General features: G+C 64.6%; 12 protein-coding genes and 1 tRNA gene. 8 read left to right on the top strand and 5 right to left on the bottom strand.

The genetic code is table 11. From position 1 onward, the window contains the following. The first annotated feature begins 1 nt into the window (after window position 1). Window positions 2–2209 (top strand): aldehyde oxidoreductase molybdenum-binding subunit PaoC, encoded by a 2208-nt coding sequence (gene paoC / locus ACVISU_RS09295; protein WP_456706735.1) that lies wholly within the window; start codon window positions 2–4, stop codon window positions 2207–2209. 194 nt (window positions 2210–2403) lie between these two features. On the opposite strand, the gene ACVISU_RS09290 is transcribed toward paoC, so the two are convergent. The 3 genes from ACVISU_RS09290 to ACVISU_RS09280 form a co-directional block, all read right to left on the bottom strand. Then, entirely contained in the window at window positions 2404–3132 is a 729-nt protein-coding gene (locus ACVISU_RS09290) for an alpha/beta fold hydrolase (protein WP_456706734.1), read from the bottom strand. A gap of 147 nt (window positions 3133–3279) precedes the next feature. Then, on the bottom strand, window positions 3280–3843 hold the full coding sequence (locus ACVISU_RS09285; protein ID WP_456710785.1) for a DinB family protein: 564 nt from the start codon (window positions 3841–3843) through the stop codon (window positions 3280–3282). A gap of 8 nt (window positions 3844–3851) precedes the next feature. Continuing rightward, window positions 3852–4754, bottom strand: a complete 903-nt coding sequence (locus ACVISU_RS09280; RefSeq protein WP_456706733.1) for a LysR substrate-binding domain-containing protein — start codon at window positions 4752–4754, stop codon at window positions 3852–3854. Between the two features lie 185 nt (window positions 4755–4939). On the opposite strand from ACVISU_RS09280, the gene ACVISU_RS09275 reads away from it, so the two are divergent. From ACVISU_RS09275 to ACVISU_RS09265, 3 genes are all read left to right on the top strand, one after another. After that, a complete protein-coding gene (locus ACVISU_RS09275) occupies window positions 4940–5608 on the top strand; it encodes a hypothetical protein (protein WP_456706732.1) in 669 nt (222 codons plus the stop codon). Between the two features lie 26 nt (window positions 5609–5634). After that, complete coding sequence (locus ACVISU_RS09270) at window positions 5635–5823, top strand: hypothetical protein (protein WP_456706731.1); 189 nt, start codon at window positions 5635–5637, stop codon at window positions 5821–5823. Between the two features lie 245 nt (window positions 5824–6068). Next, window positions 6069–6761: a VOC family protein gene (locus ACVISU_RS09265; RefSeq protein ID WP_456706730.1), complete on the top strand. Its 693-nt coding sequence runs from the start codon at window positions 6069–6071 to the stop codon at window positions 6759–6761. Window positions 6762–6847: 86 nt separating this feature from the next. On the opposite strand, the gene ACVISU_RS09260 is transcribed toward ACVISU_RS09265, so the two are convergent. Further along, window positions 6848–8626 (bottom strand): acyl-CoA dehydrogenase, encoded by a 1779-nt coding sequence (locus ACVISU_RS09260; RefSeq protein WP_456706729.1) that lies wholly within the window; start codon window positions 8624–8626, stop codon window positions 6848–6850. Between the two features lie 221 nt (window positions 8627–8847). Between ACVISU_RS09260 and ACVISU_RS09255 the strand changes: the two genes are divergently transcribed. Further along, a tRNA-Gln gene (locus ACVISU_RS09255) sits at window positions 8848–8922 on the top strand. 445 nt (window positions 8923–9367) lie between these two features. Here ACVISU_RS09255 and ACVISU_RS09250 read toward each other — a convergent pair. After that, the gene (locus ACVISU_RS09250) at window positions 9368–9673 is read right to left on the bottom strand and encodes a hypothetical protein (protein ID WP_456706728.1); all 306 of its coding nucleotides are present in this window, start codon (window positions 9671–9673) and stop codon (window positions 9368–9370) included. A 410-nt stretch (window positions 9674–10083) separates the two neighbouring features. Here ACVISU_RS09250 and ACVISU_RS09245 point away from each other — a divergent pair, with 410 nt between their 5' ends. The 3 genes from ACVISU_RS09245 (at window position 10084) to ACVISU_RS09235 (ending at window position 12352) form a co-directional block, all read left to right on the top strand. Next, entirely contained in the window at window positions 10084–10770 is a 687-nt protein-coding gene (locus ACVISU_RS09245; RefSeq protein ID WP_456706727.1) for a TonB C-terminal domain-containing protein, read from the top strand. After that, window positions 10767–11309, top strand: coding sequence for an RNA polymerase sigma factor (locus ACVISU_RS09240; protein ID WP_050402345.1), 543 nt, complete (start codon window positions 10767–10769; stop codon window positions 11307–11309). Before ACVISU_RS09245 ends, ACVISU_RS09240 begins: the two co-directional genes overlap by 4 nt. A gap of 62 nt (window positions 11310–11371) precedes the next feature. Then, window positions 11372–12352, top strand: coding sequence for a FecR family protein (locus tag ACVISU_RS09235; RefSeq protein ID WP_456706726.1), 981 nt, complete (start codon window positions 11372–11374; stop codon window positions 12350–12352). Window positions 12353–12501 lie beyond the last annotated feature (149 nt).

The raw sequence follows: 12501 nt of genomic DNA, 5'->3' as shown, positions 1-12501 counted from the left end.
CATGCGATTTGAACATCCCGCGACCTTCAATCCAATCGACCAGCTCAAGGTGATCGGCCATCCGACCAGCCGGATCGAAGGACCGCTGAAGACCACCGGCACCGCGCCTTACGCTTATGAGCGCCACGACGTCGTGACCAACCAAGCCTATGGCTATGTTGTCGGATCGGCCATCGGCAAAGGTCGGATCGCAGCGATCGATCTTGAGGCCGCAAACGCGGCGCCCGGTGTGCTCGCCATCGTCACCGCCGAGAACGCAGGCAAGCTCGGCAAAGGCGAGCGCAACGCGGCGCCGCTGCTCGGCGGCCCCGAGATCGCGCATTACCACCAGGCCGTCGCCGTCGTCGTCGCCGGGACTTTCGAACAAGCCCGCGCCGCGGCGCAACTGGTCCGGATCGATTACGTCAAGGGCGATGGCAAATTCGATCTTGCCGCGGCCATCGACGCCGCCGGGACGCCGACGCCGTCATTCGGCGGCCCGGCCGATACCGCGGTCGGCGATTTCGCCGTCTCCTTCGCCGCGGCGCCCGTGCAGCTCGACGCCACCTACACCACACCGGATCAGGGCCACGCGATGATGGAGCCGCATGCATCGATCGCGGCCTGGGACGACGGCAAACTCACGGTCTGGACCTCCAACCAAATGATTGCCTGGGGCGCGGAGGACATGGCCAAGACGCTTGGCATTCCGAAGGAGAATGTCCGCCTGGTGTCGCCCTATATCGGCGGCGGCTTCGGCGGAAAGCTGTTCCTGCGCGCCGACGTATTGCTCGCCGCGCTCGGCGCCCGCGCAGCAGGCCGTCCAGTCAAGGTCGCGCTGCAACGTCCGCTGATGTTCAACAACACCACGCATCGTCCGGCGACGATCCAGCGCATCCGCATCGGTGCCGAGCGCGATGGCAGGATCACCGCGATCGGGCACGAAAGCTGGTCCGGCAACGTCAAGGACGGCGAGCCCGAGATGGCGGTCAGTCAGACGCGGCTGCTCTATGCCGGCGCCAACCGGATGACGGCGACGCGGCTCGCGGCGCTCGATCTGCCCGAGGGCAACGCGATGCGCGCGCCCGGCGAGGCCTCCGGCATGATGGCACTCGAGATCGCGATCGACGAACTCGCCGACAAGCTCGGCATCGATCCGGTCGTGCTGCGCATCCGCAACGATACCCAGGTCGACCCCGAGCATCCAGAGCGGCACTTCTCGCAGCGGCAACTAGTGCAATGCTTGAGCGATGGCGCGGCGCGGTTCGGCTGGGACAAGCGCGACCCGAAGCCCGGCCAAATCCGCGACGGGCGCTGGCTGGTCGGCATGGGCGTTGCCGCAGCGTTCCGCAACAATCTCGTCACCAAATCGGCCGCGCGCGTTCGTCTCGACCAGCAGGGCACCGTGATAGTCGAGACCGACATGACCGACATCGGCACCGGCTCCTACACCATCATCGCGCAGACCGCGGCCGAGATGATGGGCGTGCCGCTGGAGAGGATCGTGGTGCGGCTTGGCGATTCCGACTTTCCGGTGTCCTGTGGCTCCGGTGGGCAATGGGGCGGCAACAACTCCACCGCTGGCGTTTATGCCGCCTGCGTCAAGTTGCGCGAGAGCATTGCGCAGAAGCTCGGCTTCAACTCGGAAGAGGCGGAATTCGCCGATGGCGTGGTCCGATCGGGTAATCGCAGCGCGCCGCTGGCGCAGGCAGCCGGCCAAGGCGATCTCGTGGCCGAGGACGCTATCGAGTACGGCGACCTCGCCAAGACCTATCAGCAATCGACCTTCGGGGCGCATTTCGTCGAGGTCGGCGTCGATGCCGACACCGCGGAAATCCGGGTGCGGCGAATGCTTGCGGTCTGCGCGGCGGGCCGCATCCTCAATCCGAAGGCGGCGCGCAGTCAGGTGATCGGCGCGATGACGATGGGTGTCGGCGCCGCGCTAATGGAGGATCTGGTGGTCGACAAGCGTCATGGCCTGTTCATCACGCACGACCTCGCCGCCTATGAGGTGCCGGTGCATGCCGACATCCCGCATCAGGACGTGATCTTCCTCGACGAGACCGATCCGATGTCATCGCCAATGAAGGCCAAGGGCGTCGCCGAGCTCGGCATTTGTGGCGTCGCCGCCGCGGTCGCCAACGCGGTCCATAACGCCACCGGCGTGCGGGTGCGCGACTACCCGATCACGCTCGACAAGCTGCTTGCGGGGATGCCGGAGCCGGTCTAGCGCGGGGGACGCTTCACCCCGCCCCGCGTGCGGGGAGAGGTCGGAACGCATTGCTGGATGCGTTCCGGGTGAGGGGGAGCCTCCGCACACAGCTATCAACGTTTATATAGAGAAAGTCCCTCAGCACACCGTCTCCCCCGTGAAGGACGGGGGGGAGCACAGCGGAGTCGGGGGCGCTGTTCGACCTAAACGCTCTAGCCGCGCCCGACGAACGAGCCGATGCCGCGGCCGATTGCGTCGCCGTGCTGAAGCAGCGCGCCGAGATGGTCGCCGGGGACCGACATCGTATACAGGCCATTCTCCGCGGCAAAACGCTGCATTGGCGCGTGCGGTCCGTCGTCCTGCCCGTTCCAGAGCAGCACCGGTACCCGCGAGGACAGCACGGCGTCCTTGGCGCCGTCGACCTGGCCGAGCGCATTGAAGCAGGCGCGCACGCCGTCCTCGAGATCGGGCGTCACCCATTCGGCGAGTTCCGGTACGGTGCGGCGGGCAAAGGTGATGAAGGCGCCGTAGGTCAGCGGGCCGGCATTGCCGCGCGGCAGCCCGGTGAGAAAATCCCAGCCGCCGATCGAAAGCGACGCCAGCCGCGTTGGGAAGAACCGGGCGACGCCGACCGCGACCCAGCCGCCCATCGAATGTCCCACCACATGCGCCCGTTCATCGCCGAGATCGTCGATCACGGCGACGACATCGCCGGCGCGCTGTGCCTGATTATAGAAGGCCGGATCGGTAGGCTTGTCGCTCAGGCCATGTCCAAGCGAATCGACACAGGCGACACGGAAGCGATCGGCAAGCGCGTCGACCACGCCACACTGCTTCCAGCTTGCGGCGTCGAGCAACAGGCCGTGCTGCAGCACGATCAACGGCCCGGATCCCTCGACGGTGTAATGGATGCGCTGGCCCCGATGATTGGCGAAAGGCATTGACAGAGTTCCCCACGTTTCACCACAGGTGAGCGCGGAGACGTCGGTATTCAAGGCCTTGTTCCGGATCGGGAACCATTCCACGGTAACCGGCGGGACCTGTCATTTGAAGGCGTTTCGAGCGAGGTGGATACCCAGAACGGTGCACTAGCCGCCCCAGACGGTGGCCTCGCTCCAGCCGAGATCCTTGAACTCGGCGGCCCGGAGCGGCGCCTCGCCGGCGGCGAAGAATTCGTCGAGCTGCGGCGGTTTGACTGTGGTCTCGGACAACATCGCGTGGGCCTGGCCGCGGTGATGGATCTGGTGCTGAAACAGATGCATCAGCAGGCGGTCGCGCCGCTCGGTCTGCACGGAAGTGTCGCGATTGACCTTCACCACATCATCGAGCCGTTCGGGCGTCAGCGCATCGCAGTGAGCGATCAGGCGCCGGTCGATCGCGCCTTGCGCAGCCTGCAGCGCCGCGACCGCCGGGTAGGGCACCTCGTTCGCCCACGCCTGCGGCCCGAGCCAGCCGCCTTCCAGCGCGTCGACGTAGAAGAGATCGATGACGTAGATGTGGTTCAGCGTCGCCTGCAGGCTCGGGAAGAACCCGGTCCGCGCAGCGGCGAACTCCGCCTGGCCGAGGCCGGCGCATGCCGTGAGCAGGCGATGATTGGCCCAGGCGTTGTTGTAAGCAAAGGCGCGAAAGGTCTGAACGAGGCCCGCTGGCATATCGGTCCTCACTGCTTGTTTCCGGCCGGCGCCGTGGCCAGCCGGCCGACCCGCGACAGCAACAGCTTCAGGATCGGGGATTTGTTGGCCTTGTGATAGGCGATCACGAGATCCAGCGTCGGTGCTTGGCCCTGCACCGGCCGGGTGGTGATGCTGTCGGGCAGATAGCGCGCGGTGTAGGCCGGCAGCAGCATCACGCCATGCGTCGAGGTGATCATCGATATTGCGTGCACAACATTATGCACCTCGTGCTCCGGCCTCGGATCGATGCCGGCGCGGTTGAAATAGTCCAGCACGGCGCGGCGCACCGCCGGCGCGGATTTGGACGGCAGATAGAAGGTCTCGTCCGTGACGTGTTCCGGCGCGACGGCTGACTGCGCCGCCAGCCGATGGTTGCTCGGAAGTACGAACACTAGCGGATCGGTGCGCACGCGCTTGTACGCCAGGTCCTCCATGCTCTCGTCGGCCCGCATGAAGGCCGCATCGAGCTTGCGTCGCATCAGGGCCTTGGCGAGCAGGGGCGAGTAATCGCTCGACAGGCGGATGTCGATGCCGGGAAATCCCTCGCGCAACACGCGGGTCACCTCGGGCAGCAGATCGATTTCGGCGCCCGACAGGAAGCCGAGCGAGAAGACGGGCTTTGGCGGCTGGGCTGCGCGCAGCGCCGCTTCCTTGGCGGCCTCGGCCTGCAACAGCGCCATGCGGGCATGGTCGAGAAACGCCTTGCCTGCGGCGGTCAGCTCGATGCCCTGAGCGCCGCGATTCAAGAGTTGCACGCCGACCTCTTGTTCGAGATCGCGAATCTGCCGACTGAGGGAAGGCTGCGAGGTGTGGAGTTTCTGTTCGGCGGCGACCGTCAGGCTGCCGGCATCGGCCACGGCAACGAAGTAGCGCAGATGCCGGAGCTCCATCGCAATCTCCCAATCACGGCCTGCCCAATCGCGCTGCCATCTCTTGTGGGCATATCTCGCAGGCATGGGGCCAGCTTACAAAGTCTTTTTCAAGCCGGCCAGCGCCCACTATAGCGAAGCATATTCCCAGCGCGGCTCTGCCTCGCGGGCAGAGGAGCGTCGCGAGGCCAGCCTCGAGCTTGTGCATGCGGATCAGCCTCGGAGCATTGCTGTTGTCGCTGCTGGTGCTGACGGGGCTCGGCCGTGTCGCCGCGCAATCTCCCGGCATTCAAACGAGGGCAAGCGCCATGGATACGGACGTCGCGACGATCAAGCAGGCACTTGCCGGAAACTGGGAGAGCATCGCGCCCGAGATCCGGCCGAGCAAGAATCCGGACGGCTCGATCAAGCCGTTCTATCTCAAACGCGCCTTCACCTATCAGTCCTCCGACCGGTTCGAGCTCGTGGTCGTCAACTCGGCCGATCCGTACGGCAAGGTGCCGCTGGCGCGGATCAGGATCGTCGGGCACATGCAGTGGCAGGGCGCACACCCGATCGCACCGGGTGCGACGAAGGTCGATTTCGTTGCCGACGAGGCTTACGAGGTCACGCCGCTGGCGCAGGGCTTTGTCGACGTGCTCAACAAGGTCGCGGTCGCCGGCTACGCGCCGTGGGCGGTCGATGTGCCGCAGAGCATCTTCGGCAAGTCGTTCCTCCCCTTCGGCCTCAAGGAAGGGACCAACTTCATGGAATACGACCTGGTCTATCTCAGGGGCGACCTGCTATTCTGGGGTGCTCGCAATGTCGACGGCCGCGGATTCGACACCGAGCAGAATCGTCCGACCAATCTGCAGATCCCGCTGGTCCGCAAGTAGCCTGATATTCTCAAGGGAGCGAAGCCATGAATGCGTCGAACCAGGATCGCCGCGTCCAGTTCGTGCTCGCCGCGTTCGATATCCTGTTCAACAAGCGCGATTATGCCGCCGAGCGGCTCCGGTCGCCGCGCTACATCCAGCACAGCGCACATTGCGCCCGGCCGGGACGGGCTGTTCGGTCTCGTCAAGGGCTTGCCCGCGACGCTGCGCTATGAGAACCATGTCGACGCGGCGAGCGGCGCTTCCGTCATTCTGCACGGTTCAGCGGTCATGGTCTGCCGGCGGCATCAGTCGTCGCCGACATCGTGCGCATCGAGGGTGGCGTGCTCGCCGAGCACTGGGACGTCATCCAGGACGAGGCGACGCGCGAACAGTCGCGCAGCGGCTTGCCGATGTTTGGTGATCGCTTTCCCGGTTGAGCCGGTCCGGCGAGCGCGCACGGCGGCTGGGGAAACCGGGCATGCAACTCGCGAAGAACGTGATCGACGTCGGCCTTTCCACCAACAATCTGGAGCCGATGCTGCGGTTCTGGCAGCAGGACGCCGGCGTTCGCTTCGACCACGTGTTGCCGATCCGGCGCGGGCAGAAGCAATACCGGCATGACGTGCAAGGCTCGGTCATCAAGCTCAACCATCATGTCGAGCCGCTGGGCGATGCAGCGCCGAGCGGCTATCGCGAACTGATCATCGCGCGAGAGGGCGTTGGAGCGCCGCAGCGCATGGCCGATCCCGACGGTAACAGCGTTTGCCTGGTGGCGCCCGGGCATGACGGCATCACCCAGATTGCGGTTTCCATGGCGGTGCGCGACCTCGCCGCGCATCGCAGGTTCTACGGCGACATTCTCGGCTTCGCCGAGCAATCCTGGTCTGACGGTCCGGCGTTCCGCCTCGGCGACAGCCTGATCCTGCTCAGTGAAGATCGTGGCGCAACCGCCGATCCGGTTCGCGGCGCGCGCGGCTGGCGCTACATCACGCTGCAGGTCGCCGATATCGACGCCGTGCATGGCGAGCTGCGCGCCAAGGGCGTGCGCGAGGGCCTCGCGCCGGTGACGCTTGGCGAGGTCGCGCGGATCTCCATGATCCTCGATCCCGACGGCAACTGGATCGAACTGTCGCGCCGTGCATCGATCGTCGGCAGCTTGTCCGATCACTAGGCGGACGTGTGCATCAAACGAACGGACACCGCCTGTGGCGCGTACAACGCTCTGCGCCTTCTCTCGCAATCACAGCGGAAAGGGTCCTAGCCCGCCAGCACTGCGTCCGCGCCGGTCACCGCCTCGGCGCTCTCCGTCACCGTCTTTTCCAGCGACGGCGCCTGCACCGAGACGTTCTCGGCGAAGAAGCGCGCCAGTGCGACGTAGCGCTGCGGTTCGGCTTCGCCGTTTGCTTTCGCAGCCAGCGCCTCGCCGGCAAGCATGCAGCCGCCGAGCGTGGCGCCGAACAGCCGCAGATAGGGCGTCGCGCCGGCCAGCGCCTCGTTCGGCGCGGAGGCCAGCCGCTCGAGCAGCCATTTGCTGGTGCGCTCGAGCGCGGCGTGGGCGTCGCGGAGCTTCGCGCCGGTGGTGCCGAACGCCGGATCGTTGGAGGTTTCGACCTGCTTGATGGTGGCGGCGAGCTCGTCGAGCAGCGCCCACACCGAAGCGCCGCCATTGGCGCCGAGCTTGCGGGTGACGAGGTCGATCGACTGGATGCCGTTGGTGCCCTCATAGATCGAGGTGATGCGGGCATCGCGGTAATGCTGCGCGGCGCCGGTCTCCTCGATGAAGCCCATGCCGCCATGGACCTGCACGCCGAGATAGGCGACCTCGTTGCCGATGTCGGTGGAGAATGCCTTGGCGATCGGGGTCAGCAATGCGCCGCGCGCCGCGGCATCCGCGCGGACCTTGGCGTCCTTGGCGCGTACCGAGACGTCGAGCGCGACCGCGGTGGCGTAGCAGATCGTGCGCGCCGCCGCCGTCATGCTGCGCATCTGCATCAGCATGCGCTTGACGTCGGGATGCACGATGATCGGATCCATCCCGTCGCCCTTGTGGCCGATCGCTTTTCCCTGCCGGCGCTCCTGCGCATAGGCCAGCGCCTGCTGATAGGCGCGGTCGGCGATGCCGACGCCTTCGAGGCCGACGCCGAGCCGGGCCTGGTTCATCATCGTGAACATGCAGCGCATGCCGGCGTTTTCCTCGCCGATCAGAAAGCCGATCGCGCCGCCCTTGTCGCCCATGGTCATGGTGCAGGTCGGCGAGGCGTGCATGCCGAGCTTGTGCTCGACGCCGGAGGCATGGATGTCGTTGCGCTCGCCGAGCGAGCCGTCGGCATTGACCAAGAATTTCGGAACCAGGAACAGCGAGATTCCCTTGGTGCCGGCGGGCGCGTCGGGCAATCGTGCCAGCACGAAATGCACGATGTTGTCGGTCATGTCGTGCTCGCCATAGGTGATGAAGATCTTGGTGCCCTTGAGGCGGTAGGTGCCGTCGCTTGCCCGTTCGGCGCGGGTGCGCAGCGCGCCGACGTCGGAGCCGGCGTTGGGCTCGGTGAGCTGCATGGTGCCTGTCCATTCGCCGGTGACGAGCTTCTCGAGATAGACCTTCTTCAACTCGGCGCTGCCATGGGCCTCGAGCGCCTCGATCGCGGACAGCGTCAGCAAGGGGCAGAGGCCGAAGGCGACGTTCGATGCGCTCCAGATCTCGGTGCAGGCAGCGTTGATCGCGAGCGGAAGGCCTTGGCCGCCGAACGCTTCCGGTCCCGACACCGCGTTCCATCCCGCAGCGGTCCAGCGCTGATAGGCGTCGGGCCAGCCCGGCGCGGTGGTCACCTTGCCGTTGTCGAGCTTGATGCCGTGTTCGTCGCCGACCGTGTTCAGCGGCGCCAGCACGTCGGAGGCGAACTTGCCGGCTTCCTCCAGCACCGCGGCGGTGATGTCGCCGTCGAAATCGCCGTAGTGGCCGGCCGCCAGGGCGGCTGCGAGCCCCGCACCATGGTTGAGGGACAGCAGGATATCGTTGATCGGCGCACGGTAGGTCATGGCGTTACTCCCGACGAGGCGTTTGGAAATTGTCTTCCCATGAAACAAGCGGGCTCTCAACTGTCCGAGCGGACATCGCGCGGTCTGTTTCGGCCATCGCGGCCTCGCCCTATGATAAAGGCGGCCGGCATCAACCCGCGGCTTTCGTGCCTTTTCGCGCGTCGCCCTGTTGAAAAGGCCGGACTCACCCTATAGACCGGCGTGGCCTTCGATCGGCGCGTTGGGGCGTAGCCAAGCGGTAAGGCAGCGGATTTTGATTCCGCCATTCGGAGGTTCGATCCCTCCCGCCCCAGCCATAGATAAGCATCTGAATTAGTTACGTAAATTAGATTTGCTACGTCGGAGATTTTTAGGCGGTTGGAAATTCGATTCACCCCGCATTTGGAAATTCTGTGCCGGGTTTGTCTTCCGATGAATCGACCGCGGATAATCACGCCAGAATTGAGCGCCGCTCAATCGGCCGCCGATTGGATGTCAGAATTCGGTTGGGGAATTCGAGCTTTCGACAAGTCCGATTGCGACCTGGCGCGATGCCGGCAGCTAAAATGCCACCTGCGATTTGCCGCGCTGAGCGAAGGTTGAAGTCTATCTCTGCGAGCCCGTTCCGGTCTTGGTCGCTGGAGACAGTTGGCGCGTCTCATCTTGAGCCGAGGCCGCTTCGTCAACAACCTGATCGAGCTCCTTTTGCTCTAGGAGATGCGCGTGGCGTTTCCGGGTCGCAGCTAACGCTCGTGCCATCGTCTACTTAGCGTAGCCGCGATAGGCCTGTGCGGTCTTGTGCCCAGAGAGTGCGCGTCCCTGACCGTCTGTCAGCTCGGCTTCCTCGAGCTCTGTCATGCCGCCGTGTCGACAGGCGTCAAGCGTGAACAGTTTCGATACGCCATCGATCTTCTTGCGCATCTGCTGCACGACCTTCTCCATGCCGGGATAGGACCATACTTTGGCGTCGCCCTTGCGCTCACCCCGTTCGATCCGGCGCATGATCAACGGAACGCCAAGCTTCGGCAGATGGCCCAAAACCTCCTCCGCTTCGGCATAAAACTTCACGATCTCTCCTTCGAGGATCTCTTCGAGCGGGTGTCAGACCAGCGCCTTGTTTTTGTGGTGCTCGATACGCACCGCATGAGGCCAGTCAAGTGAAAAACCCAGCTACCACGTTCTCAGGCCGCTGCAGCCATTCAAAAACAGATCACCGCCACAGCCGCGGGCTCAGGCCGGCCTTCCTTGATGCAGCCCCATGCGAACTCATTCTCGCGGCATTGTAGGGCGCGCAGCGGCTGCCGCCGTCGTTAGCAGATTGTCATATTCTATTCTTATATTGCGGGTGCCCTGGGGTTCCGACGGACACTGCATCGATCATCGGCACGTCAAACTTATCCTGCCGGGGCGGGTCAAATGCGGTGTCTTCAAGCTCCTCTTTGTGTCGATAGATTGCGCTGCGCACGAGTCATTATCCGATGTGGCAGCGTTTTCTTGCGCTGATCATAGGCACTGTCGTTGCCGGAAATATCCAAACGGTGACGATGGCCGAGAGTCTTGAATCAAGTCGGGCATCGGCGCCTGTCGACTTTGATATCGGCGCCCAACCTCTGGCCGCCGCGCTGGACGCCTACAGTGCTGCTTCGGGACTTCAGGTCGTCTACGATGCCACCCTGGCCGCAGGCCGCCGCGGGCAAGCCGTCAGGGGATCGGTCAAGCCTGATATGGCGCTCCAGCTTCTGCTCGAGGGAACCGGTCTGGTCGCGATCTATGTCGGGACCAATGCCTTCACGATCGCTCCGATGGTGGCGGAGCGACAAACGACACCAATACACCTCTTCAAGCCATATCTTGCGAGTGTCCAGAGCCGTGTTGAGGAAGTATTCTGTCGCTCTGCGCTGACCGCACCGGGCAGCTATCGGATCAAGTTCAGGTTCTGGATCGGCCCTGCCGGAGAAGTCTTGCAGCCCCAATTGCTTGGTTCAACAGATGACGACGCGCGTGACCAGGCTATTGCTGCAATGTTGCGCGCTGTTGTGATTGGCCGGCCGCCACCGCCGGACATGCCGCAGCCCGTTACAATGGCGGTATCGGCTCGCCCACCTTCCGAGACCGGAGACTGCGTTGCCTCGGACCCGAGACGCCGGGGATTGGTTGCACGATGACCGAAACGACCTGGACGACGCTCCGGCAATTGCTGGTGGAGCGTTACGATGAGCTTCGCCGGCACCTCGCGCGGCGTCTCGGAGATGAGAAGGCGCGTGAGACACTTCACGAGACGTGGCTGCATTTGCGCGACAAGAGCGGCCCGGGTGTGATCGATCGCCCGATCGGCTATCTGCTGCGCAGCGCGGTCAATCTTGCGATCAGCCGGGAGCGCCAGGAGACGCGCCGCATCAAGCGGTTCGAGGTGCAGCCGATGCTCGAGATCGCCGACGCGGCGCCCGGGCCGGAGCGCGAGGTCGAATCGCGGCAGCAGATTGCGCACCTGGAGCAGGTGCTCGAGGAACTCACGCCGCGCCGCCGGACGATCCTGCTCGCATCCCGCCTGGAAGGCGCGCCGCTCCGGGAAATCGCCGAGCGTCTTGGGGTTTCGCAGCGCTTGGTGGAGCTTGAGCTGAAAGCCGCGCTCGAGCATTGCGCCAGGCGGTTTAATAAAAAGGTCACAAGGCGTTTCGGTCCGGCACCGCGGGAAACGTCCTGATAGGAGAGGGTCCGAGTGTCGCGTATTTGGATGGAAGTGCTGTCGAGGGAAACGCCCGACCGATGACACGTAACGACGAACCGTCGGAGGAGCTGACCGCGATCGAGAGCGAGGCGCTTGCACGCGTCCAGCGGCTTGGATCGGGTCAAGCCACCTGGCGGGACATTGAGGAAACCAGGCATTGGGGAGGCCAAAGCACCGCTCATTCGGAGGCGCTCGCACAGGCCAGCCTGCTGTGGGATCAGCTCGGCCCGGCCGGCGCCAACCTATTGAAGCGGCGTGGCGATTCCATGCTGGGGGATATCCGGCGGCAGCCACGCATGACGCGGCGGGCAGTGCTCGGCGGCGCACTGGCGACGTCGGCCGCCGCGTATCTCGTGGTGTCGCCGCCGCTGCAGCTGTGGCCGTCGCTGCAGGACGTGATGACGGATTATCGCACCGCTGCTGGCGAGCAGCGCAAGCTCGCGATCGATGGCGGTGTCAAGGTGACGATGAACACCGGAACCAGCGTCAATGTTCAGTCGGACGAAGCCAGCTTCGATCGCATCGAGATCCTGACCGGGGAAGCCGTAATCGCGACAGCTTCGGTGAGCCGCGAGCTGCGCGTGGTTGCCGGTGACGGCGAGATGAGTGCGCGGCAGGCGCAGTTCAACGTCCGTCATGAGCAGCGCAACACCTGCGTGACATGTCTCGAAGGTGAGGTCCAGGTCACCCGTCACGGCGCCGTCGCGGCGCTGCGCGCGGGGCAACAGGTGAGCTATGCAGCGCTTGGTCTCGCGGCGCCAATGTCGGTCGATCCCGCCGAGGTGACAGCCTGGCGCGACGGAATGCTGATCTTTCATGACGCTCCGCTCGGCAACGTCGTGACCGAAATCAACCGTTACCGATCGGGCAAGGTCATGGTGACGAACGCGGAATTGGAACGCCGTCTCGTCAACGGCCGGTTCCGCATCGACAATGTCGATGGCATCCTGGCCATGTTCCAGCAGATCTTTGGCGCGAAGGCGCGGCATCTGCCCGGCGGCATTGTGCTGCTGAGCTGATGTCGAGCGAACCCATGAAAGCGCGGATCGCCTGTGCGCAGGAATTGTGAGCAGGTTGCGATTTTGTCGTTCGGTCCCGCCGATCCAATGGCGTCCTTGGGGACGAGAAGCCTGACATGCGGTGAAGCCGTATGGCGAGCATCTGCGCA

It is taken from the genome of Bradyrhizobium sp. USDA 4452, assembly GCF_054063575.1.
This window is presented reverse-complemented; position numbering and strand designations above follow the sequence as displayed.